Origin of the sequence: Anabaena sp. WA102, from assembly GCF_001277295.1 — a bacterium.
Taxonomy (GTDB): domain Bacteria; phylum Cyanobacteriota; class Cyanobacteriia; order Cyanobacteriales; family Nostocaceae; genus Dolichospermum; species Dolichospermum heterosporum.
Genome location: NZ_CP011456.1, coordinates 1,013,709 through 1,037,870, shown reverse-complemented (window position 1 = coordinate 1,037,870; position 24,162 = coordinate 1,013,709). Strand labels below are relative to the sequence as shown.

Sequence of the window (24,162 nt, the reverse complement as noted above, 5' to 3'; positions counted from 1 at the left end):
AGTGTCAAGATTTGGAATTGCCAGTGTATTTACGTTTAGCCCAAACACCAATACCAAAAAGAATTGTACTACCTAATATTGGTAGGGTATCAGTTTCCCAAGGAACAGCCTGAATTTGAGCATTACTTAGGGTGAGAGTTGATTGACCTGTTGAATCATCAACGTCAACAACTCCAATACCGATATTATAACTTCCCGGTGAAGTGAAGGCATAGCTATAAGTACCATTATTACCAGTTAAGGGTTGAATATTATTGGCAATCGTTACAAAAGCTTGATCTTGATCTGTGCTTGTGAAATTCCAGTTGAAGCTAAACACATCTCCAGGGTTGATGTTACTAAAGGTACTTTTAATAGCTGAACCATAATAATTGTTCGGGATAGCAGCGTCCAAATCGGTCGCATTGATACCTAGCAATTCCTCGAAACTACCAGTACCACCACCCGTTTGAACTTGATTCGATGAACCTGAGTAAATAACTGTGTTGTTACTAGTAACATCTCCAAGGGGGTCAAAGGTGTTTAAATTAACGAAGTTAATAGAGTAAGCAGGGGCAGAGATTGCCATGGAAGTGATACCAGTGGACAAGGTGATACTGATGGTGATCAGAGGGTTTTTGAATTGAGTTAACATAGAGTTCCTGATAGAAAATGTTAAAAGACAAAGTTACCAACGTTATTTAACTGGGTGCTAGTGATGTTATCAACCTGAAGGAAGTTCTTAAATATGGCACTACCTGAAATCCCATCCCGATCAATTTGCAGAAAGGTACTACCAGTATTACTACCTGTTCCGTTTACAAATCTGATGTATTTATCCGCAATAGGATTAGTGCCATTATAATTGATACTACCGAGTAACTTAGTAAGAACAATTTTGTCTGCTCCCACAGTAAAATCCGTAATCCGTTGTCCTACATCTCGAAGATCGGTAAATACGAACAAATCATTACCCGCACCTCCGGTAATGGTTTTTGCCCCTGGACCGCCTATAATGTAGTCAGAAACAGCAGTTCCTACAATTGGGTTACGTCCATTGTTAATTGAAGGATTACCAATAATTTCATTGAGATCATTGATGTTAATATTTAATTGTTTTTCATAACTTAACCCTCCTTGGTCTGTGGTTTTGACGCGAATATTGTAACTATTCTTAGTTTCAAAATCGGGAGAAGCATTAATTTTCAGTTGATTGCTACTAATGGTAAAGACATTATTATCCGTGTCTCCTGCACCAGTTACCAGGCTATAACTGAAGGTATTACCCGTATCAACATCCGTCGTGCTGAAATCTCCGATTACAGTCAGAGAGGCAACATTTTCGTTAACACTGGTATTACTAAGGATGAGATTTGTTGGGGTTTCGTTAACATTATTAACACCAATAGTTAATTGTTTTTCATAACTTAACCCTCCTTGGTCTGTGGTTTGGACACGGATGTTGTAACTATTCTTAGTTTCAAAATCGGGAGAAGCATTAATTTTCAGTTGATTGCTACTAATGGTAAAGACATTATTATCCGTGTCTCCTGCACCAGCTACCAGGCTATAACTGAAGGTATTAACCGCATCAACATCTGTAGTGCTGAAATCTCCGACTACAGTCAGAGAGGCAACATTTTCGTTAACACTGGTATTGCTAAGGATTAGATTTGTTGGGGTTTCGTTAACATTATTAACACCAATAGTTAATTGTTTTTCATAACTTAACCCTCCTTGGTCTGTGGTTTGGACACGGATGTTGTAACTATTCTTAGTTTCAAAATCGGGAGAAGCATTAATTTTTAGTTGATTGCTACTAATGGTAAAGACATTATTATCCGTGTCTCCTGCACCGTTTACCAGGCTATAGGTAAATAATGTGTTACCTGCATCAGGATCTGTGGCGCTGAAATCTCCGATTACAGTCAGAAGATCAACATTTTCGTTAATACTGTTATTGCTAAGGGTTAGACTTGTTGGGGGTTCGTTAAGATCATTGACGTTAAGAGTTAATTGTTTTTCATAACTTAACCCCCCTTGGTCTGTGGTTTTGACAAGGATGCTGTAACTACTCTTAGTTTCAAAATCGGGAGAAGCATTAATTTTCAGTTGATTACTACTAATAGTAAAGAGATTATTATCCGTGTCTCCCGCACCACTTATCAGAGTATAGGTGAAGGTATTACCCGCATCAACATCCGTCGTGCTGAAGTTTCCAATTACAGTCAGAGGGGCGACATTTTCGTTAATATTGGTATTGCTAAGGGTTAGATTTGTTGGGGTTTCGTTAACATTGGTAACTTGTATATTCAGTGCAGAGACAGTTAAACCTCTCAGAGTAGTCGTTGCCGGTTCCCCAAAATTATCGTGGGCTGTAATCTGAACTTCATAAATATTATCTTGATTACTATCAATGGGATTTTCAAAATCAGGAATACTATTAAACGTGAGTTGACCCGTTGTAGGATCAAGAGTAAATAAAGATTGATCCACTCCCCCTGTAATAGCAAAGGTTACAGTATCTTCTGGATTAGGGTCAGAAACTGTGAGAATAATATTATTACTATTTTCTAGAAAAGCCCCTGGGGTGGGAATCAGGGGTGCATTATTTACATAATCATCGGTAAAAGCCAAGCCCGATAGATTAGGAATCAGGACAAAATCTGAAGCGGTAACATCTGCTTTGGCTAAGAAATGGAGAGTAGCAAAGGGTTCGAGGTTATTAACACCTATTGCTTGACCCAAATCAAATGCAGGTAAAGCACCCGCTTCTAAATCGCCAATCCGCCCAACAGTGTTATCTAAAGTACCACCAAAAACGGCGGGAAAGTTTGAGGTAATAACTTCATCAGGGTTAAAAGGATCATCCAAAGATTCTAGAATACTTGGATTCCATTGTATGGAAGACAAAAAACCAATTAATCCGACTGCATCACTACGGAAGTCACCAACTAAAATTTGTGCATAAAACCTGTTTCCGGCAATAACGCTATCAACAGCATCGCTGATAAGACCGTCATTATCAGCAAATAGTTGGATTTTAATACTGAATGCCATAATATTTTCTTCGACTTGTCTAAATGAATTCTGACAATAACTGTACACAACGGTGTCTTGACACTCTGCGGACTGAAGACACCTTAATTTATTGAGGTTTTCGGTTTATCGAGCAAGCCCTAAGTAATAGACATCTCCGGTAAAGATTGTAGAGACGTTCCATGGAACGTCTCTACAATGGTTTCAAACCACGCCCATTTAATTTTCGGAGATAGTCTAATAGGCAGGGAATAATTTCAGGAGTTAAGGGAACACCAAAAAATAAATTACCCAATTTTGTGGGATGGGCATACTATGGCTAACGCCACGCTACGCTATCGACAAGCTCAGCACAAGTCCTGCCCGTCCTTGATGGTTAGCGGGCAAGATGCCCGCACCACAAGAGATTTTTGGGTATTTTTTTAATTGGAAGTCCCTAAATAGACACTGAGAACTTAAACCGACAATTTCAGTCTAATGTCAGCAGTTAAGGCATTTGCATCAAGGGTACTAATCAACCCATCACCATTGATATCAGCAGTGCCATCAAAAATTCCCCTATTAAAGTTCGTTCTTGCTTGGTTCAGTGAACCTAAATCACCAGTATTAACTTTGCCATCATAGTTGATGTCTGAGTTAAAGGTGGATTTACCGGACAATTTAACCTCGTACTGAGACCAATCAGGAATGTTGGTAAACAATACCAGACTACTACCATTTTTATCAAAATCAAAGTTTTCCCCAGCCACCAAAGGATCATAGGTCAAGTTAACCCGTTGACTAGAACCCGGATTCACCAACAGGTCTTTATCCCCTGACAAATCCAGATTCACAGTCACCCCGCTGACATTAATCTGAATATCGGAAACCACCAGAACACCTGACCCCGTATTGGTGATGTCAAAGTATTTGGTGGTATCAGCATAATTGGGGCGGACATAATCGCTGTCTTGGAAGTTCTTACGGAACTTGGATAGTTCTGTTGTGAATTTGATACTAGAATCATTGGCATTGCCTGAATTATCGGTAATAGCCAAACCTGGAATCACAAGATCAGCTTCGGAGTATTGGCTGAAGTAGGAATCATAAGTATACCCCTCTGCTGTGTAGGCATAACCGTATTCTGAGCCAAAACCAGAGCCGCCGCCATAGCTATAGAGATTGGTGGTCTCACCGTAGAGGGTGTCGCCATCTGTGTAGCTGGTGACATAGACACGATTGTTGTAGGAACTATCCGTTGTTACAGCGCTTACTGAGTCAATGGTGTATTGTCCTGTATAGCCTGTCTCATTGGCATAACCACCCAATACTTGACCTGCTGTATAGGTTCCTGCTAAAGCGTAGCCGTAACCACTATAACTATCGCCATTACCGTAGGTGTAGGTGTAGTTAAATAGTTGGTTCTGGATGTCAGCTTCGTAGTATTGGCTAAAGTAGGGGTCGGAACTATTGCCATTTACGTCATAGGCATTGCCACCTTCCGAACCAAGTCCCCCATAGCCATTAACACCCTGCCAGTCACGGGACACATTGGTTGTTGTTCCATAACCAGTATCACCATCGGTGTAGCTGGTGACATAGACGCGGTTGTTATAGGAACTATCTAAAGCAGTGGGGGTAATGGAGTCAATAGTGTACTGACCTGGATACCCCGTTTCGTTGTAGCCGCCAATGGTTTGACCTGCTGCATAAGTTCCATCCACAGCATAAACATAACCCGTATAACTATCCCCATTACCGTAGTTATAGGTAAAGTTATATTGGCTGTAAGCCGGAGTTACCACAATTGGTTGGTATGTTTCCACATCCAGAGAGTAGTAGGGATTGTCATCCGCTAAAGCAGCGCTATCTACTGTGGTTGTGAAATAGTAAGTCCCGGTGGAATTTTCTGTTTGGAAGCGCAGAAGAGCAAAGCGTTCTAACTGATTCACTCCTATAGCTTGACCCAATTCAAAAGCGGGGAGAGAACCGCCACTGAGGTTGTTAATCAAACCACTGCTATTGTCTACAGTTCCATCCTGTAACAGTGGGAAATTGGCGGTGATAATGTTGGTGGGGTCAAAGGGCGTATCAATAGATTCCAGAATCAGCCCATCCCAAGCTAAATTAAGTCCTAAACCGTTAACCCCAGCCGCATTTCCACGCAGGTCTGCTACCTGTATTTCTACAAAGAAGGAACGATTTAGTCCTACTTGGTCATTGCTGATTATTTCACCGGGTGTTCCATTGTTATCTGCCAGCAGATTCAGTCGCACTTGCAGGACGGCAGGCAAATCTGCTTCGTAATAGCTGTTGAACCCAGTGTCTCCTGAATAGTTCGCATTGTAGGCAGAGCCATATTCAGAGCCTAAACCACCGTAGCCCCACGAGCTAATGCTATTTGTTGTACCATAACCAGTATCCCCATCGGTGTAGCTAGTCACATAGACGTAGTTGTTGTTGCCAGTGCCAGCATTGTCAACAGAATCAATGGTGTAATAGCCTGGGTTGCCTGTTTCATTGGTGTAACCATCCAATACTTGACCAACCGTATAGGTTCCCTGTGCAGCATAGCCAAAACCAGAATAGCTATCTCCATTACCATAGGTATAGGTAAAGGTATATTGTTGGTTGATTAGGTCGGCTTCATTGGAGTTACTGAAATCGTCACCGCCCCCAGCAGAATTGTAGGCATAGCCAGATTCAGAGCCTAAACCATTATAGCCATTACCGTAACCACCGTAAGCAGAACCATAACCAGTATCGCCATCGGTGTAGCTAGTCACATAGACGTAGTTGTTGTTGCCAGTGCCAGCATTGTCAACAGAATCAATGGTGTAATAGCCTGGGTTGCCTGTTTCATTGGTGTAACCATCCAATACTTGACCAACCGTATAGGTTCCCTGTGCAGCATAGCCATAACCAGAATAGCTATCTCCATTACCATAGGTATAGGTAAAGGTATATTGTTGGTTGATTAGGTCGGCTTCATTGGAGTTACTGAAATCGTCAAGGCCCCCAGCAGAATTGTAGGCATAGCCGGATTCAGAGCCTAAACCATTGTAGCCCCACGAGCTAATACTATTTGTTGTACCATAACCAGTATCGCCATCGGTGTAGCTAGTCACATAGACGGAGTTGTTGTTGACAATATCAGTCTTGTCAACAGAATTAATGGTGTAATAGCCGGGGTTGCCTGTTTCATTGGTGTAACCATCCAATACTTGATCAACCGTATAGGTTCCCTGTGCAGCATAGCCATAACCAGAATAGCTATCGCCATTACCATAGGTATAGGTAAAGGTATAAACGCTTTGGGGAACAGGTTCATTCTCAACAATAGTGAGGGTTGAGTTTATTTGATTACCTAATATTGCGCCTCCCGTAGGATCGCTTAGGGTTAAATTGACGGTTTTATCACCTTCGTAAATGGTGTCATCAATAACGGCAATAGCTACAGTTTTAGTCGTTTCACCATCGCCAAAGGTGACAGTAATGGGATTGTTGTCGTAGTCACTACCTGCTGTTGCAGTTCCGTCACTGGGGGTTAGGGTGACACTTACTTCGCCGATGATTCCCCCTGAACGAGTAAGAGTTACTTGGGTAATGGGAGTTCCGTCTTCTTGAACACTGTAATTGGTGGTACTGAATGTGATAGTGCTGGGAATATTTACTGCACTGATGCCATTTAGAGTGAGATGAGCAAAGAAGATATGATCATCATTGGACGGATTAACCGTTTCCAGTGTAAGACTAGTATCTCCGTTATTAATGAAGGGTAACAGATTGTAAAGTTCATCATCTGTTGCTGGATCTGTGCTATCGGAGGGTGGGTTATCAGGACTATCTCCTATACCACCAACAGTAAACAAAGCCCCGTTACCAAATTGACCGTCATCATAATTACCTGCAACTTGAGTTAATGGTTGACCGTTAACTTTAACTTGAGAGGTTTGTCCTGCGGGGGCGTTACTAAATCCAATTCCTAACCCTAAAGTTGCTCCGAGAGTTAAACTGGTATCAACAGGAGAAGAAAAATTGATCGTGGAAGTTGCACCTGTAGGGCGTAAACCACCAAAGTACAAAATTACGCTACTATCTGCCGGTTGACTAGGATCATCAAACAACACAGCAAGAGCGAGTCCTTCGTATGATGCAGATTCGTTTCCTTCGTCAACAGCAATACTAATGATACCATCTGTTGCGGCATCAATAGTAGGTTTTACTAATGAAGTAACATCACTGAGGTAGCTGTAGAAGCTAAAACTGGAAACCGTTGTAGATTCAGTTCGATCCCAATTAATACTTGTACCATTTATTCCAGCAGTTGTGCCAATAACACTGCTGGTAATATTTGTGCCATCAGCCACTAAATAAGCTTTGCGAACGGTAGCACCGGGCTTTTTGTCAACCCGAACAGATCCTGTTGAATCGAAAGTTCCACGACCATCAACAGAGAGGTAAATTTTTCCAGTCTCATTGAAGAGGGCATTTAACCCAGTGGATTCTTCTATGGTAGAAGAGACGGAGGAGTCAGTCTGTGCAGAGAAGGTAAGTTTCTGAACAGTTACATCAAGACTTAACTCATTTGAATTTGATCCAATAGTAGCTTCCGTCATAAATGTGACTTTGTATATTGTTAATAGTTGCTTTTTTCAGCATATCCCATAGATAACTGAGTTCCGTACTGACTTTTACTGACTTTGTACTGACTTTAATTGCACATATATTAAGTTTTTTAACCCACATTCCGCAGGTGTTTTTTGAATTTTCGGAATTATCCATAACCCAATGATAACAAGGCTTTCAGACAATGACACGCAATTCTATATTAGAGCGATCGCCGATATATTTAAAGCTCGAATCAAGTTTATTGAGAATAATGTCAATAAATTAGTTGGTTTGAGATTAAATTCATTGAATACCGACCTAGATAGCAAAAAGCATGAACTGGTTATTATGATTGGGTTTTAGCTGTTTTATGAAATTCTTTTTTTGACAAAATAACCTGCTGGGAAAAATATTTTGAGTATATTTACTCATGCTGAATGTGGGTTTTAACAATACGCGAAAGTCCCCAGCCTCAATGTAATTTTATAATGGGGATGAGTAGCGGGCGGTCTCTACAATCTTTTTCACCCCACCCTAACCCTCCCCTTGCAAAGGGGAGGGAACTGGATTTTCTTGTTTCCCCCCTTCATAAGGATTAAGGGAGGTAATTTGACTTGTGTGTACACGATAGCCGATGCTTTGGGGAGGGGATTAGATTCCGGGTTCCCGCGTTCACAACAGAAAACTTCGGAAAAATAAAAGAGGCGATCGCTCAACACCAGCCAAAATATCCTAAAATTAAATACAGTAACGGGAATTTAGACTAAAAGAAATTAAAAATTAAAGTCATAAATTACCTAAAATAGGCGGGTTTAAGCGTAAAAACAAACTATCATCTGTACGCTTTCATCATGGGAATAACCACTTAACAGAAATCAATGCCAAGATCACTATGCGTTCGTTATGACTGTATTGACGAGGTTAGGGTGGCTGTTACACGCAATGGATACGCTAACCAAAGAGCCTTAGCTGATGATACCGGATTATCCTTAGCTACAGTTAGTAATTTCTTAACTGGTAAACCTGTTAACTATAGAACAGTTGAAGAACTATGTCGCAAATTAAATCTAGATTGGCAAGAAATTACCACTAGCAGCGATGAAGTAATATCTACCCCCCCCCCGCAATCCGGACAAATACGCAAAAAAAAAACAATTTCAATAAATTCCAAGACTGGGGAACAGCAATTGATATTTCACCATTTTACGGACGTAGGGAAGAACTGATCCAGTTAGAATCATGGATTATCCAAGATAGCTGTCGGTTGGTAGGATTGTTCGGTATCAGTGGAATTGGTAAAACAGCTTTAGCTACTCAACTAGCAAAACAGATTGGGGGTGAGTTTGATTGCGTTTTTTGGCGTTCAGTGCCTACTGTTCCATCTTTTGAGAGTATGATCACTGACTTGCTATCTTTTGTCTCTAATCACAAAGAAAGCAAATCCGACATTAATCGAGTTATCCATTATTTGCGTACTCGTCGTTGTCTGATTATCTTGGATAATCTTGACCCGGCTTCAGATATTAATTATATAAAATATACTCAACTAACCCAAATAATTGCGGAAACACACCATCAAAGCTGTCTCATTTTCACAAGTCAATCCAAACCTGCTGAAGTTGGTTTTATGGAGAAGTGGACATTATCAGTACGTTCTTTGGGATTATTGGGTTCATCAGAAATAGCTTTTTCCCTAATCCAATCAAAACAATTATTGGGAACTGATGAACAAAAATATGAACTATGCTATCTCTATGGAAATAATCCCCTCAAAATTAAAGTGGTTGTTAGTACCATCATTGACTTATTTGATGGTGACATTGGTAAGTTTCTAGAAGAAAAAAGTACCCGTTAGACTCTCAAATAGATTATTCCGCTTATGCGTCTGAGTTCACTTGATGTGTTTCGTGGTATCACCATTGCAGCGATGATTCTCGCTAATATGGCCGGAGTTGCAGATGATGTTTATCGTCCCCTCAGTCATGCCCAATGGCACGGTTGTACACCTACTGATTTAATATTTCCCTGCTTTTTATTCATTGTCGGTGTAGCAATGACCTTTTCTTTAGCAAAATATACCGCCCAGAACAAACCTACCAAAGCAGTTTACTTACGCATCCTGCGCCGGACTGCGATTCTATTTATATTGGGTTTAGTATTAAATGGTTTTTGGAATCAAGGTGTTGGGACTTTTGATTTAAGTAGTATCCGCTTGATGGGGATATTACAACGGATTGCTTTAACTTATCTTTTTGCATCTTTAATAGTTTTAAAATTACCTCGCAAAAGTCAATGGCTAGTAGCGGGAGGATTACTAATTGCTTATTGGTTAACAATGATGTATGTTCCTGTTCCTGATTATGGTGCAGGAGTGCTGACAAGGGAAGGTAATTTTGGCGCATTTATTGATAGATTAATTATTCCCAAAGCACATTTGTATAAGGGTGATGGGTTTAATTTTCTGGGAGACCCAGAAGGACTCTTTAGCACTATTCCGGCAATAGTTAGCGTTTTAGCTGGTTATTTTACGGGGCAATGGATTAAAGATAAAAAACAGGCTAGTTCACAAACTAGCATGGATTTAGTATTGTTTGGTTTGTGTTGTTTGGTAATTGCAATTATTTGGGATGTGTCATTTCCCATTAATAAGAAAATTTGGACAAGTTCCTATGTTTTATTTACCTCTGGTTGGGCGTTAATGTTATTAGCAGCTTGTTATGAGTTGATAGAGGTGAGGCTAATTAAACGCTGGAGTAAGCCTTTTGAGATCATGGGATTAAATGCGATCGCTCTTTTTGTGGCTTCTGTATTTCTAATTAAAATCATAGCCAAAACTCAACTGGGTACAGGTGAAACTGCCGTTAGCGTATATGATTGGATTTATCACAATATCTTTGCATCTTGGTCAGGAAATTTCAACGGCTCATTTTTGTTTGCATTTGTTACCTTGTTATTTTGGTATGGTGTGGCTGTCTTAATGTATCAGAAACGCTGGTTTATTAAAGTGTAAATAAAACTTTGCTGGGACAGGCATATTAACCAAAGATCAGATCCCCGACTTCTTAAAGAAGTCGGGGATCTGATTTCAAATTAAGCTAAGTAGGTGAACACAATAAAACCAAACTGTGTAAAGAAACGTAAAATCGCTGAAAACTTCTTTACTCTTGCCTCTTGCCTCTTGCCTCTTGCCTTGCTATAACGATAATTTTCAACGCCAACCTACTTAAATTAGATTAACAAAATAACCATCAAGGAGAAATAAACTATGTCAGCGGAAAAACCTAGCATTTTGGTGACAGGGGGAGCAGGATATATTGGTTCTCATACAGTGTTAGCGCTCAAGCAAGCTGGTTATGAGGTAGTCATCCTGGATAATTTGGTGTATGGACATCGGGATTTGGTAGAAGAGGTTTTAGAGGTAGAATTGATAGAAGGGGATACGAGCGATCGCACTTTATTAGATCATCTTTTTCAGAGTCGCCATTTTGCCGCAGTTATGCACTTTTCCGCCTATGCTTATGTAGGTGAATCTGTCACTGACCCAGCTAAATACTACCGGAATAATGTTTTAGGAACGTTGACATTATTAGAGTCAATGTTAGCAGCTTCAATTCAGAAATTCGTCTTTTCTTCCACCTGTGCTACCTATGGTGTACCGAATTTTATTCCGATTACGGAAGATCATCCCCAAAATCCCATTAATCCCTATGGTGCAACTAAATTAATGGTAGAAAGGATATTAACTGATTTTGATGTGGCATACAATTTTAAATCAGTACGTTTCCGTTACTTTAATGCTGCTGGTGCTAACCCTGAAGGATTATTAGGAGAAGATCACCATCCCGAAACCCATTTAATCCCTTTAGTGTTACAAACAGCATTAGGTCAACGGGAAGCTATTAGCATTTTTGGGACTGATTATCCTACTCCTGATGGTACTTGCATCCGCGATTATATTCATGTCAATGATTTAGCCGATGCCCATATTTTAGGACTAGAATATTTATTAAATGGTGGTGAAAGCGAAGTTTTTAACTTAGGTAATGGTAACGGTTTTTCAGTTAGAGAAGTGATTGCTGCGGCGGAAGATGTCACAGGTATGGTAATATCAGTCAAAGAATGCGATCGCCGTCCTGGAGATCCTCCAGCCCTAATTGGTACAAGCGAAAAAGCTCAGAAAATCTTAAATTGGCAACCTCAATATCCAGGTATTAAAGATATCGTCTCTCACGCTTGGCAATGGCATCAACAAAGGCATAAATAAAAACCCGGCGTTGGTGAATTGAGGTATGAAAGTCGAAAATTCCATCTCTCAAACTCTTACTCTCTGCGCCTGGAGCGTCTCTGCGTGAAATAAAATCATACTTTTACTCAGCAACGCCTTTGAACTCTCTCAACTTGTCGAGGAACTCCCGCCTCTCTAAATAATATTTATGACAACCAACCCGCCAATTCTCACTTATACTCTGGAAGAAATATTATCTCGTTTGGATCAAAAGATAGAGAAGCAATTTACCGAAGTCAACCAAAAAATGGAGAAGCAATTTACCGAAGTCAATCAAAAAATGGATCGGCAATTTGCTGAAGTCAATCAAAAGTTTACCGAAGTCAATCAAAAGTTTACCGAAGTCAATCAAAAACTAGAAACTATTGATAGTAGACTAAATAAACTGGAAATTGGACAGGCAGAATTATCAGGGGAAATTAAAACCCTAGATGGAAAACTATCAGGGGAAATTAAAACCCTAGAGGAAAAACTATCAGGGGAAATTAAAACCTTAGAAGAAAAAGTTATTGGTATTGATAAAAGACTAGATAACCAAGAATTTATTAATCGTGGAGTTCTAGTAGCAGTGATTATAGCCTTAATTAGTGGAGTAGTTAAACTATTCGGTTTCTTTCCCACTGGTAAAATCTGAAAACCCTGATTGTTAGTAAAATGACAGGTGCTGCTGTTATTGTCTATAAAACAACTATCACCAAAATATATGACAACCAACCCACCAATTCTCACTTATACCCTCGAAGAAATATTATCTCGTCTGGATCAAAAGATAGAGAAGCAATTTACCGAAGTCAACCAAAAAATGGATCGGCAATTTGCTGAAGTCAATCAAAAACTAGAAACTATTGATAGTAGACTAAATAAACTGGAAATTGGACAGGCAGAACTATCTGGGGAAATTAAAATCTTAGATGAAAAACTATCAGGGGAAATTAAAAGCCTAGATGAAAAACTATCAGGGGAAATTAAAACCTTAGAAGAAAAAGTTATTGGTATTGATAAAAGACTAGATAACCAAGAATTTATTAATCGTGGAGTTCTAGTAGCAGTAATTATTGCCTTAATTAGTGGAGTAGTCAAACTATTCGGTTTCTTCCCCACTGGTAAAATTTGAAAACCTTAATTGATGCTATATAGGATCTTATTAATGTTTAACAACTTACGTGGCTTGTCCATACAATCCCATTCCCTATCCCCCACCCACCAGAAGGTTCATAAGAATACCCACAACATGAGCATATTAGCATTGCTTTCACCACCTATCAAACCTTACCAACTGGGGAATATTTTACAACAGATGGGATAGTTTTCAAAAGCGATCGCCTGTTTCCAAAATGCCCTCAAACTACAACCCAATTTTATAGATGCACTGCATAACTTAGGTTGTCTCTTGTTGCTCCAACCAGAACTTACCCAAGCTCAGAGGTGCTTCCAGCAAATTCTGATATTCCAACCTGACCACATCAAAGCCCACATTAACCTTGGCTTTTTTATTCCCGGTTTGTCTCTGCGTTTGCGTTATGACGGAATTTCTATGACATCAGATACAACTTCTTATCGACTTGAAATTGGTTCAGTAGTTAATTTCAGTCCTAATTTAAGATTTGGAGACTCTCAATCTGAACATTTACGCAGTGAGGGTGGTATATTTATTCAACCTTTTTTAGATAAGAATAATAATGGTATTAGAGATAATAATGAAGAGATTTATACTCAAGATATGGAACTACTATTAATCCTAAATAATAAAAAATTTAATCCTAGTTTGGCAACTATTACAAAACAAGGTGTTTTATTTAAAGTTTCTCCGGGTATTTACCGTCTTGATTTAGATCCTGCTGGATATCCTCTAGACTGGAAACCTGTTCAAAATGCTTATGCTGTGGAAATAGTTGCAGGTAGTTATACAACTATTTCAGTTCCTTTCGTTGCTTCTTATACTATAGCAGGAACTTAGAGGTTGTTTGAAAAGTCATGATTACTGTATCAAATGTTTTACCCCTCCCTAACCCTCCCCTTATAAAGGGGAGGGAACTGGATTTTTATTGTTTTCCCCTTTTACAAGGGGAAAGAGGAGTCAAAGCCTCTCCCCTGGTAGGGGAGAGGTTTGGAGAGAGGTTTCATATTTAATTGTGCCAAAAAAACAAGATCCCCGACTTCTTTAAGAAGTCGGGGATCTATTTCTGGAAATAGTAAGTTTGCACAAGTTGTAAATTTAACCAGCTAACTGTCCTGATGTGACACATTTGAGACTGAAATAGCAAGTAACTATAGCATTTCTCCATTTACAGTAGTCGGCTTTGACTTCTTTTCGCTGCTATAGCAACTATGAGGCTAGAAACTGATGAAAAAAGTTAATATCTACCGCTTTTGCAATTACGCTTTAATGAGTTTAATTTCTTGCAGTCTAGTCTTGAATCAAATTGCTCCAGCTTCACCTCAAACAGTTTCTCTAACTAACACCACATTTGCACCTGCTACTAACTTAATTTGGCCTACTCAGGGTGTGCTTTCTCAAGGTTTCCGTAAATATCAACATGAGGGAATTGATATTGCGGGTGCAAAAGGGACTCCGATTTTGGCTGCTGCGGCTGGTACAGTTGTCAAAGCTGGTTGGGATGATTGGGGATTAGGTAATTTTATCGAAATTAAACATCTTAATGGCAATGTGACGGTTTACGGACATAATAGCCGCTTATTGGTCAGTAAAGGTCAACAGGTCAAACAAGGTCAAATTATTGCCGAAATGGGTTCAACAGGCAATAGCACCGCCCCTCATTTGCATTTTGAATTTTATGCAGATGGTCGTTTAGCTAGTAATCCTCTCAGTTTATTACCGTCCGTCACGATCGCAAAAACACCAGTAAATCAACCAGTTACCCGAACTCCACAACCAGTTTCACCTATAAGTAATCATGCTGATTGTCATGGGACTACAATTATGAATGGGGAGACGGCAACAGTTAGTATAAAAGTTTGCGAAGAAAATGGTCAGTTATTTTATTTAGGGAAATTGAAACAGGAACCCAGTCAAGTTTTAAAAATTCGGGCTTGGAAAGTTGATAATAACAAATATCAGGCAGAAAATGGTACTTTTTCCTACTTAATCAGCCCCGGGAAAATAGAAATTTGGCGCAATGGTAGTCCAATTCGTGCGGATAGTTTTCTCACTTCTCGTGGTTTAGGGAAATAAAAATACTAACCTCTTTATGTAATTGATGATTTCATTACAAATACCTGATGTGACAGTTCAGATGGCGGAATATAGTAGCCAACATATTGTGCTAAAGAAGTATAAAATCAATAAAGATTAAAACTAGACAAAAGTATCGTAAAAGTTCACATAAAGGAGCAGGTGATTATGGAATATTTGGCTTATTCATATATGTATATAGAAGATGAACAACCAAATGAAAATTTTGCATTAAATTTTCCCAAATCGTCATTTAATTGGCGGAAAATTTTTAAATCTTCGGCATGGTTAACTTTGGCTGGTGTGACTATATTACTAGCTACAGTGACTCAAATGCAGTTTGCTTCCGCAGAATATGTCAGCACGAATGGAAATTGTCTTTATATTCGTACCGGACCTAGCACTGCAAATTCATCTGTAGCTTGTGTCCGCAATGGTTCATATATTGGTGAAACAGGCAGTGTCAGAAATGGATTTGCGAGAATTTCTTCGGGACGTTACCGAGGATACTATGCTGCTGAAAGATGGATTGGTAATACTCCTGGCTATTCTCACCGCAGATATCGTTCTGGATACGGTGTTGGGGGTAGGGTGACGGTAGGATATGGCTCAAGAGGTGAACGAGTTAGAGAAATTCAAAGAGCTTTAGGGATTAGAGTTGATGGTGTTTACGGCTCACGCACCATTAACGCAATTCGTCACTTCCAAAGACGTAACGGACTGCGTGTAGATGGCGTTGTTGGTTATCAAACTCGGAGAGCTTTAGGTATTTAGAGAACTCCACAAACAAATAATCCAATTTTGTGGGATGGGCATCCTTGCCCGTCCTTGATGATTAGCGGGCAATTCGTCCCGCACCACAAGAAATTTTGGGATATTTTTTTGATTGGAAGTCTCTAATAAACCTGTGCTGCATGAGTTGTCATTGCGAGTGAAAGGAAGCAATCTCTTGACAACCGATAAACCACCTAACGCAAAAATCTCTCAAACCCTTATTCCTCTGTGTCCTCTGCGCCTCCGTGGTTCGTTAATCAGGATAATTTATTTCTTGGAAGTCTCTTAGAGGATGTTTGAAAAGTATCAGAATTAATTGAGATCCCCCCAACCCCCCTTACAAAGGGGGGCTAAATTCCTCAAAGTCCCCCTTTCCAAGGGGGATTTAGGGGGATCTGCGGGTGTCAGATCCCACACGAAAAAGTTTTCAAACAACCTCTAAGGAATATGAATTAAATAAAGTGTAAAAGTAGGGTGTATTAGCGACAGCGTAACGCACCATTTCAGGTTAAGTCAGAATTGCAGGTTATTAAATTTGCGTTCCTTAGCAGTATTACACCTTATTTAATCCACGATCCTTACTAAATTATTGGTCTGACGCACCCTACAAGAGATAAAATCTACATTACATATTTAGAAAACTTTGTCAATGCGTAAGCTAGGATCATCTTTTTTGTGGAGTTCTCTTAGCCATGTTTAAGAGGTTGCTTGAAAAGTATTAGATGAAACCGATAATCTCCAGAAACGTAACCCCCCTGCCTCTCTTCTCCCCCTGCTTGCCTTCACCCGTCATTTTCGGGTTGACAGACTACTAGTTCACCGCAAGGGATGAGGGGCTATAATGTACCTTTATATACCTGCAACCTGCTGTAACTAAAGTTGTTTTCCTGTTGCCCGTTGCTGGTAATTTTTAACAATTTCTAGGATGCGTTCTGCTGCATGGCCATCGCCAAAGGGATTAATGGCGGTGGCTATTTTCGTGTAAGCGTCGGGGTTGCTGAGTAGTTCACTAGCGGCTGTGACAATATTTGCGGTTTGTGTACCTACGAGTTTGGCTGTCCCGGCGGTAACGGCTTCTGGTCTTTCTGTGGTATCTCTGAGAACTAAGACTGGTTTACCCAGACTGGGGGCTTCTTCTTGTAAGCCACCGGAATCGGTTAAGATTAAATGCGATCGCTCAATAGCTCCCACTAATTCAGCATAATCCAAGGGTTCTGTTAGGAAAATGCGGGGATGACTCCCTAACAACTGTTGCAATGGTTCTCTAACTGTGGGATTTTTATGTAATGGCAGTAATAAGGCTGTATCAGGAAATTGCTCTAAAATTTGTAAAAAACTTTGAGCGATATCTTGCAGTGGTTCTCCCCAATTTTCCCGTCTATGAACTGTTGCCAATATTGTCCTATATTTATGCCAATCTAACCCAGGTATATTGCAAACTGGTTTTTTTGCAGCCACATTTAACAAGGCATCAATTACAGTATTTCCTGTTAAGTGAATTTCTCCTAATACCCCAGAATTTTGTAAGTTTTCTACAGCTAAAGTAGTCGGCGCAAAATGTAATTGTGTCAGTTGGGAAATCAACCTTCTATTAGCTTCTTCGGGAAAAGGATTAAATAAATCATCAGTCCTTAAACCCGCTTCCACATGACCCACAGGGATTTTTTGATAAAAAGCTGCCAAGGTCGCCGCAAAGGCTGTTGTTGTATCTCCTTGGACAATTACAAAATCTAATTTTTGAGCTTGAAATAATGCTTCTAAACCCTGTAAACTTCGACAAGTAATATCATTAAGAGATTGTTGTCGCTGCATAATCTCTAAATTCCAATCAGCTTTGAGTTTGAACAATTGCATTACTTGTTCAACCATTTCTCGATGTTGTCCTGTGAGAATTACCTGCAATTCAAAATCTGGAGAATTTTGAAAAACTTGAATTACTGGTGCTAGTTTAATAGCTTCGGGACGAGTTCCTAAAATAATGCCAATGCGGTGTTGATTAGTCATTAGTCAAATAATTAGAATTTACTTTTAATTTTCCTAGACGGTAATTAATTTTTTACCTAATTATACCAAATTTTTTATACTATTTGCGGACAAAATTGTAGCCTGTAAGTGCTTGAGTATCTGGTTGTATTTGAACTAACACAGCCTTACTGATGCGATCGCCCCATGATAAAAATTTGATTGTCCCTGTCACACCTGAAAAAGCAAAGTTATGACTTAAAGCTTGTTGAATACCTATTCTAGTATTACCATTTTTTTCCATAGCAATAGCTACTGTTTTAGTAGCATCAAAAGCCGTAGCTGTCCGCCAAGTAATTAAAATTTGTTCACCCCAAATCCGATTAGCACTTTTGACAAATTCTTTATTTTCTAAATCATTAATTTGCCAAGGAACTGCCATTACCATACCATTAAATGCTTGACCAGCAGCCAGAGTTTTTTGAGTTTCTAAACTATGATTTCCTAATAATAATAACTTACCTTGATTACTTTCAGCTAATTGGATAGCTTGATTAATTCTGTCAACTTGAGGATTAAGCAGAATAGTATTGACATTTTGCTCAATTGCTTTTTGAATAATCTGTTCAGCTTGAAAGTTTTCAGCAGCAAAATCACAATGAATATCGCTTATTAACTCCAATTTTTTGTTATTAATAGCATGAATAAAAGCCTGAAAAAAAGATTGATCTGTTGCTTGAGAATCTCTACAAATAACTATCTTATTTTTTTGATTATTTTTAGCATATTCAGCCAGAGTTTCGGCAATAATATTAGAACTAATTACAGTTCTATAAATATAATTACCATGAGTCTGATCTTGACGATCTGTTAATTTTGTAGAGGTACTAGTTGGGGAAATCATCACCAACTTTCCGGCTTGATATATATCAGCAGCGGGTACAGTAGCATCACTACTATTATGACCAATAATAGCTAAAATATCATGATTTTTTACAAATATTTGAGCGATTTTTTGAGCTATTTCTGGATTATTATCATCATTAGCAATTTGGATTTGTAAAAACTTACTATTCACCCCACCATCATTATTTATCTCTTGTTGAGCTTGTGCGACTCCTCTGAGGATTTCTTGTGCTATGGGAGGATTACTACTGATAGGTACAGCTACACCAATTTTAATTACTTCTTTATTCCCAATTTTCGCATTTTCTAAATATATTCTCGCTTCTGGATCATTAGGATATTCCCGTAAATAGTTATTAAAGTTTCTAATTGCTTGATTGTAATTTTTCCACCAAAATGCTTTGATAGCTGCTTCTTTATCTAAATTTTTTGGAGAATTAAATAATATTTTCTCACCATAGCTCAACCGATTTCGCAATTTTATTTCCTGGAAACTCAGCCATGAAATAGTACCAATTATTAATAATAACATCGTAGCTATAACTGACTGTAAAGCTATCTTTTGCAAATTCCGAGGTTTGGGATATTTGAGTAATGCTGCGGCTGGATTTTGAAAAATTACAGGTATCCAAGAGGCACAAGGATATTGATTTTCTAGTTCTTCCTGTAACCGCACACGCGCTTGCTGTACAGAAGTATATAAAGATTCACCAGATGCAAAAACTGTGAGAAAATATTCTAGAAAATGTTGAGCGACAATATCAGGAATAGGTTCTCGCATCACAATTGTATAAGGTATGCGTAAATCAGCTAAATTACGCGCTAATCCTAAACCATCACAAGAATTAAAAATTGCTAACTTCAATCCTTTTTTTACAGCATATCCCAGAGCGTGACGCAACTCTAAGAGTGATAAACTTTCATTGTCATTAATTTGAATTTCTCCCCAACTATCACCTTCTTGACTGCAACTATGTCCGGCAAAAAATAAAATATCCCAAGGTTGATACCATAATTTATTAACAAGTTCTTGACGCGAAGGTTGCAGCAAAGGTTCAATAATTGCCCCTGGTAATTTTGCGGTCAATGCTTGTAAATCTGGTTGAATATCAATCCCTTGACTATTACCTAAAATAGCCAGAATTTTTACCGGACTTTTTAATTTAATTTTGGATGGTTCATACTCAGAACTAATGACAACTTCAGGTTGAATATGACTGGTATGAAATATTTCCCACAAATGCCAAGGAAGTCTTCTTAAAAGTGAATCTTGTGTTTGTACAATAAATCTGACATTATGCCAATCACCGATTTTTTGTAAAAATTGCCTTTCTAATTTTCTGACAGATGGTTGATTTAACCAATCATTAAAACTAGATTGAAATTTTTGAGCAGCAGCATGACAAACTTCTGTAGTAGATACATTAGTAATTTGAGTTTGGGGAACAGTAATTAACCAATTTCCAGGTAATTGATAATAAGCTGATTGCCATTCATAATAAGTTTGAGGAATTTCTAAAGCTGGTGGAAATCTGCCAGAAATTTCTGCGAAATGGGGTTTACCGTCTTCCCCAATTCTGATTTTGACAGGAAATCCTGTTTCAAAACTACCTTCCCCAATCTCGAATATGATCAGCTTCCCCACTGTTTTTACCCTAAGTGATTTGTCTAGTTAAATGACAAATTTTTTATAATAGTTCATGTAGGTTGGGTTGAACAACGTGTTCGCGTAGCGTGCCGTAGGCATAACCCAACATTTTTGCGAATTGCTTGGGTTTCGCAAAGCCTCAACCCAACCTACAACTAATTGATTTGTCTAGTTAAATGACAAACTTTTCCGTAATGGTTGCATTATTTAGAGTAACCCGGATTTGGAATTTTTCACCCATTTCAGCACAAAATTTTAATTGAATGTAATTATCTCCTTGTTCTCTGGCTTCAACTTCTAAAAATGACTGTCCATTTTCATATAATCCCGCTAATTTTAAACCTGTCGGTAAGTAAAATTGATTTCCCATTGGATATACCCGCAAAAGCACCGCAAAAGTTTTATCTTGTTTGGGTAATATAGCCACCATTAAAGCTACAGGTTTACCTGATAACTGCATTCCTAAATCCATAATTCGTCTAGCAGTAATAACAGGATGATTTGGTGTAATTGTCCATAAAATCTCTGCTAGAGTCCAACGAATTTCTTCATCATTTGTAGTTTGTAAAAGATGAACAAGAATATCCGTTACTTCTACATCTGAATTTTGTAATAATGTTGATGGCAAGATTTTTTCCCAACTCTGATGAGGATATAATTGTTCAACAACTTGCCAAACTTTTTTGGATGTATCTATTTCAAATCCACGCACTTTTGCAGAACGAAAGGCTAATTGCGAAGTTTTTTGTAAAGCTAATTCCTCAACATTTTGCCATTGAGATGTATATATTCCCTCTAACCATTGTCTTAATTGTACACCCGAAGATTGATGATAATGTTCTAGGAAAAGTTCTAATGGTTGTAACTGTTCTAGTTTAATTTCTGTTGTCGTAACTTGGGGTAAAAATCCTCTGATTTTGGCTTCTTGGCAGGTTTGATTAATTTCTACTACCACATAACCAAAACGATGATGCCAAACTTCAGGAGGAATATAACAAATCTGATCTCCTGTTCTGATATATCTACATTCTAAATGTCCAATTCCAGTTAATAATAAATCTGCTACATTTCCAGCTATTCTTCCCCAATAATCCCAACTATGACTAGCTTCTAATGTAGTAGAAATATCTAACATTTGCAAGTAGTTATTCACAACTTGTACAGCTAAAGTATTCAGATATACGAGTTTTGCTTTTTCTGGATTTGGTTGTTCTTGGGCAAATTGTAAAGCTGTATCTCGGAACTTTGCCGAAATAGGAATAGAAATGCTTTGTTGTTCAGTAGGATAATTCATAATTTATATATCAAAGTAACCTTCGCTATCAAAATAAGCTTGGGATTTACCAAAATTGAGCAGACGGGGAAAACATTGACGTTGATAGAAATTGCTGAGAGTTGCTACAGGTATACCAAACTCTACAGATAAATCTAGCCAAGATGTTTCTGGTGGTAAACGACGGGAAATTAAAACGTAACAATTAACATCTGGACGTTCTCGGATATGAATACGTTTTAGTTCTGAAGAATTTATTTTTAACCATTCTTGAATTTCATTTAATATTGGTCTTGGTTCTGTAGGTGCAGGAATTAAATTTGCAGGATCTATTTGCTCATTTTCTTCTAAGAAAAAATCAAATTTACTTTTTTGTTCATAATAACTAATCCGTTTATCTTGTAACCGATAACTTAAGTAATTGTTAATCCAAGTAATAACGCTACTTTTATCAGGATTATAAGGTTCTTTTGCGCTAGTAGCTTCACAAAGATTACGGCAAAAAAACCACCAAGTTTCCTGTAAAGCTTCTTCGGCATCAGGTATACCTGTACCGCGCAATAATTTACCTGTTTTTTGAATGAGTAAAATAATCTGATTGAGTCCTTTTTGACGGGCTAGACTACCAGTAGGATGTTGACAGGTTTCTTGAATAAGTTGGAGGATTTTTGCTTCTAATTCATCCATTTGATTAGGTTAGTTTGATTTTGATAGATAATACCATTATTTTTATTTTGTTATCTGAATATTTATGATTTTAATTAAATCGAGAGTAGATTGATATTCAGCTATTCTCCCTTGTTGTTGAAATAGTTCAGATGCTTTTTGCAAATCGGTAATAGCTCTTTTCATATTTCCCAATTTATTGTGGACAAGACCTCGTTTGTAGTATATTAGGGCATCATTAGGATTTAGACGTAGGGCTTGGTTGAAATCTTCAATTGCCCCTGTAAAATCTCCCAATTTACGACGGGCAGCACCCCGATTGATGTAGGCTAATGCAAAATTAGGATTAAGACGCAATGCTTGGTTATAATCTTCAATCGCCCCTTTCAAATCTCCTGATTGAAATTGGACTCCACTTCGCTTGAAGTAAAATTCTGCATCTTGAGGATTAACTTGAACTAACAGTGATCTTGATTCTCTTCCTGACTCTAAAATATTCGGCACATTTTGAGCATCAACTTTAGAGCTATATAATATTGCTCCTAGTACAAAAACCAAACTTGTTAATTTTGATATTTTCATCCGATTTTACCCTTTTTATTCAAAGTATATAGTTTTGCAATCAAATTGCTAAGGTTTCTTTTTGGGAAGCTGAAGATGGGAGACATTTTACTTTTCTTTACACAATTTGGTTTTATTATGTTGACCTACTTATTTTTCCCCATTCGTTTAGTCAAAATATTCAGAAAAGAGATTCTTCTCATCAATAGTTTCTTCATATTTTCCTTTTCTCTGCGTCCTTTGCGCCTCTGCGTGAGATAAAAATCAATAGTCTTGAAAACGATTAACCGCCACCACAACCACCGTCACCGCAACCACCTCCGCAACCTCCACCACCACAACCTCCATCACCGCCGCCACTACTTCCACCACCACCGCTACTACCAGATGTGAAGATCACGAAGATTACAGAACCAGCTACTATCAAAAAAAACCAAAATCCTAGAGAATTTTCAGAACTTTGAGAACTTTGGGAATTAGTATTATTCGAGGCTAATAAAACCTGAGAATTGGTGAAAATTAATGTCAAAGTAAACAAAAATGCTAGATAAACTCTCTGAGGAATAAAACGAGAAATATCTATCTCAGGAAACTTTAAGATTGGTTTTGGTAAAATCCAATTTTTATGAGTATCTACACGCTGAAAATTAGCATCCAAATCAAAACGAATATGAGGGGCTGGCCAAATATCTACAGGTGGATTTTCTCCAAAAAAGATTTTGTAAGTATCTACAGTATTCACATACCAATGATTAAATTTATGATATTCCTTATTACCACCGCGAGTCGGACCATGATCTAATGGTTTACCTAATATTTCACAAAAATCATCCCAATAAGATTGAGTATATGTTAAATGTAAATGCCAAACTTGATCTACTTGATCAGAAGGTGTAACTGGATGACCTGCAAAAACAGCAATAACAGCAAATTTTTTATATTCATCAATTACCCGCTGAGTATATTCAAATGTCCAGTTATTTTCCCTTGCTAATCTTTGACTAAAAGAGAAAGCAACATTTTCTTCATCTAAAGAAAACTCTTGAAGACGTTGATATAATTCTGCTTGTTGAAGATTCATAGATGTTAAGAATTAACTTTTGGTTCTATGAGTTCTTCTGTGAATGTAGAGTAATATTATCTATATCGTTACAAAACTTTACAATTACAAATCAAGTCCTCAAGCTAAAAGGTGGAGAAACCCCACCCCTAGCTTGATTTAGGACTTACACAGAAATTATTTTCAACTCCCATTCCTCTCTAACCTCTGTGTCCTCTGTGTCCTC

At 38.3% G+C, this 24,162-nt stretch carries 19 protein-coding genes; 10 read left to right on the top strand and 9 right to left on the bottom strand.

Going from position 1 to position 24,162, the window contains the following annotated elements; genetic code table 11:
- Positions 1–4 precede the first annotated feature (4 nt).
- The 3 genes from AA650_RS04215 to AA650_RS04205 form a co-directional block, all read right to left on the bottom strand.
- Positions 5–568 carry a PEP-CTERM sorting domain-containing protein gene (locus AA650_RS04215; protein WP_168635097.1) on the bottom strand — a complete coding sequence of 188 codons (564 nt, stop codon included), beginning with the start codon at positions 566–568 and terminating at the stop codon, positions 5–7.
- An 86-nt stretch (positions 569–654) separates the two neighbouring features.
- Positions 655–3,039: a cadherin domain-containing protein gene (locus tag AA650_RS04210; protein WP_053538081.1), complete on the bottom strand. Its 2,385-nt coding sequence runs from the start codon at positions 3,037–3,039 to the stop codon at positions 655–657.
- Positions 3,040–3,473: 434 nt separating this feature from the next.
- Complete coding sequence (locus tag AA650_RS04205) at positions 3,474–7,616, bottom strand: Calx-beta domain-containing protein (protein WP_053538080.1); 4,143 nt, start codon at positions 7,614–7,616, stop codon at positions 3,474–3,476.
- Positions 7,617–7,788: 172 nt separating this feature from the next.
- Here AA650_RS04205 and AA650_RS04200 point away from each other — a divergent pair, with 172 nt between their 5' ends.
- The 10 genes from AA650_RS04200 (at position 7,789) to AA650_RS04155 (ending at position 15,860) form a co-directional block, all read left to right on the top strand.
- Complete coding sequence (locus tag AA650_RS04200; RefSeq protein WP_039201592.1) at positions 7,789–7,971, top strand: hypothetical protein; 183 nt, start codon at positions 7,789–7,791, stop codon at positions 7,969–7,971.
- A gap of 515 nt (positions 7,972–8,486) precedes the next feature.
- A complete protein-coding gene (locus AA650_RS04195) occupies positions 8,487–8,834 on the top strand; it encodes a helix-turn-helix domain-containing protein (protein WP_081424140.1) in 348 nt (115 codons plus the stop codon).
- Entirely contained in the window at positions 8,717–9,463 is a 747-nt protein-coding gene (locus AA650_RS04190; protein WP_081424139.1) for an NB-ARC domain-containing protein, read from the top strand. Before AA650_RS04195 ends, AA650_RS04190 begins: the two co-directional genes overlap by 118 nt.
- A gap of 24 nt (positions 9,464–9,487) precedes the next feature.
- Entirely contained in the window at positions 9,488–10,618 is a 1,131-nt protein-coding gene (locus AA650_RS04185; protein ID WP_053538078.1) for an acyltransferase family protein, read from the top strand.
- 255 nt (positions 10,619–10,873) lie between these two features.
- Entirely contained in the window at positions 10,874–11,872 is a 999-nt protein-coding gene (gene galE, locus AA650_RS04180) for a UDP-glucose 4-epimerase GalE (RefSeq protein ID WP_053538077.1), read from the top strand.
- Positions 11,873–12,041: 169 nt separating this feature from the next.
- Complete coding sequence (locus AA650_RS04175; protein WP_053538076.1) at positions 12,042–12,527, top strand: hypothetical protein; 486 nt, start codon at positions 12,042–12,044, stop codon at positions 12,525–12,527.
- 69 nt (positions 12,528–12,596) lie between these two features.
- Positions 12,597–13,007: a DUF4164 domain-containing protein gene (locus AA650_RS04170; RefSeq protein ID WP_081424138.1), complete on the top strand. Its 411-nt coding sequence runs from the start codon at positions 12,597–12,599 to the stop codon at positions 13,005–13,007.
- Positions 13,008–13,211: 204 nt separating this feature from the next.
- Positions 13,212–13,850, top strand: a complete 639-nt coding sequence (locus tag AA650_RS04165; RefSeq protein WP_411762910.1) for a tetratricopeptide repeat protein — start codon at positions 13,212–13,214, stop codon at positions 13,848–13,850.
- Between the two features lie 387 nt (positions 13,851–14,237).
- The gene (locus AA650_RS04160; protein ID WP_053538074.1) at positions 14,238–15,086 is read left to right on the top strand and encodes a M23 family metallopeptidase; all 849 of its coding nucleotides are present in this window, start codon (positions 14,238–14,240) and stop codon (positions 15,084–15,086) included.
- Between the two features lie 168 nt (positions 15,087–15,254).
- Positions 15,255–15,860 carry a peptidoglycan-binding domain-containing protein gene (locus tag AA650_RS04155; RefSeq protein ID WP_053538073.1) on the top strand — a complete coding sequence of 202 codons (606 nt, stop codon included), beginning with the start codon at positions 15,255–15,257 and terminating at the stop codon, positions 15,858–15,860.
- A gap of 873 nt (positions 15,861–16,733) precedes the next feature.
- Here AA650_RS04155 and wecB read toward each other — a convergent pair.
- The 6 genes from wecB to AA650_RS04125 all read right to left on the bottom strand — a co-directional run bounded on the left by wecB (position 16,734) and on the right by AA650_RS04125 (position 23,957).
- The gene (wecB, locus tag AA650_RS04150; protein ID WP_053538072.1) at positions 16,734–17,864 is read right to left on the bottom strand and encodes a non-hydrolyzing UDP-N-acetylglucosamine 2-epimerase; all 1,131 of its coding nucleotides are present in this window, start codon (positions 17,862–17,864) and stop codon (positions 16,734–16,736) included.
- Between the two features lie 79 nt (positions 17,865–17,943).
- Positions 17,944–20,373, bottom strand: a complete 2,430-nt coding sequence (locus tag AA650_RS04145) for an ABC transporter substrate-binding protein (RefSeq protein WP_053538071.1) — start codon at positions 20,371–20,373, stop codon at positions 17,944–17,946.
- Positions 20,374–20,548: 175 nt separating this feature from the next.
- Positions 20,549–21,670, bottom strand: coding sequence for a DUF1822 family protein (locus AA650_RS04140; protein ID WP_053538070.1), 1,122 nt, complete (start codon positions 21,668–21,670; stop codon positions 20,549–20,551).
- Between the two features lie 3 nt (positions 21,671–21,673).
- Entirely contained in the window at positions 21,674–22,336 is a 663-nt protein-coding gene (locus tag AA650_RS04135) for a hypothetical protein (RefSeq protein WP_053538069.1), read from the bottom strand.
- Between the two features lie 42 nt (positions 22,337–22,378).
- The gene (locus AA650_RS04130) at positions 22,379–22,897 is read right to left on the bottom strand and encodes a tetratricopeptide repeat protein (protein WP_053538068.1); all 519 of its coding nucleotides are present in this window, start codon (positions 22,895–22,897) and stop codon (positions 22,379–22,381) included.
- 262 nt (positions 22,898–23,159) lie between these two features.
- On the bottom strand, positions 23,160–23,957 hold the full coding sequence (locus AA650_RS04125; protein WP_053538067.1) for a glycine-rich domain-containing protein: 798 nt from the start codon (positions 23,955–23,957) through the stop codon (positions 23,160–23,162).
- Between the last annotated feature and the right edge of the window lie 205 nt (positions 23,958–24,162).

Excerpts from the sequence above, each read along its gene's own strand:
- AA650_RS04140 (WP_053538070.1), bottom strand. The coding sequence starts at position 21,670 with ATGAATTATCCTACTGAACAACAAAGCATTTCTATTCCTATTTCGGCA.
- AA650_RS04175 (WP_053538076.1), top strand. The coding sequence starts at position 12,042 with ATGACAACCAACCCGCCAATTCTCACTTATACTCTGGAAGAAATATTA.
- galE (WP_053538077.1), top strand. The coding sequence starts at position 10,874 with ATGTCAGCGGAAAAACCTAGCATTTTGGTGACAGGGGGAGCAGGATAT.
- AA650_RS04215 (WP_168635097.1), bottom strand. The coding sequence starts at position 568 with ATGGCAATCTCTGCCCCTGCTTACTCTATTAACTTCGTTAATTTAAAC.
- AA650_RS04205 (WP_053538080.1), bottom strand. The coding sequence starts at position 7,616 with ATGACGGAAGCTACTATTGGATCAAATTCAAATGAGTTAAGTCTTGAT.
- AA650_RS04160 (WP_053538074.1), top strand. The coding sequence starts at position 14,238 with ATGAAAAAAGTTAATATCTACCGCTTTTGCAATTACGCTTTAATGAGT.
- AA650_RS04210 (WP_053538081.1), bottom strand. The coding sequence starts at position 3,039 with ATGGCATTCAGTATTAAAATCCAACTATTTGCTGATAATGACGGTCTT.
- AA650_RS04170 (WP_081424138.1), top strand. The coding sequence starts at position 12,597 with ATGACAACCAACCCACCAATTCTCACTTATACCCTCGAAGAAATATTA.
- AA650_RS04130 (WP_053538068.1), bottom strand. The coding sequence starts at position 22,897 with ATGAAAATATCAAAATTAACAAGTTTGGTTTTTGTACTAGGAGCAATA.
- AA650_RS04195 (WP_081424140.1), top strand. The coding sequence starts at position 8,487 with ATGCCAAGATCACTATGCGTTCGTTATGACTGTATTGACGAGGTTAGG.
- AA650_RS04155 (WP_053538073.1), top strand. The coding sequence starts at position 15,255 with ATGGAATATTTGGCTTATTCATATATGTATATAGAAGATGAACAACCA.
- AA650_RS04200 (WP_039201592.1), top strand. The coding sequence starts at position 7,789 with ATGATAACAAGGCTTTCAGACAATGACACGCAATTCTATATTAGAGCG.
- AA650_RS04125 (WP_053538067.1), bottom strand. The coding sequence starts at position 23,957 with ATGAATCTTCAACAAGCAGAATTATATCAACGTCTTCAAGAGTTTTCT.
- AA650_RS04185 (WP_053538078.1), top strand. The coding sequence starts at position 9,488 with ATGCGTCTGAGTTCACTTGATGTGTTTCGTGGTATCACCATTGCAGCG.
- wecB (WP_053538072.1), bottom strand. The coding sequence starts at position 17,864 with ATGACTAATCAACACCGCATTGGCATTATTTTAGGAACTCGTCCCGAA.
- AA650_RS04135 (WP_053538069.1), bottom strand. The coding sequence starts at position 22,336 with ATGGATGAATTAGAAGCAAAAATCCTCCAACTTATTCAAGAAACCTGT.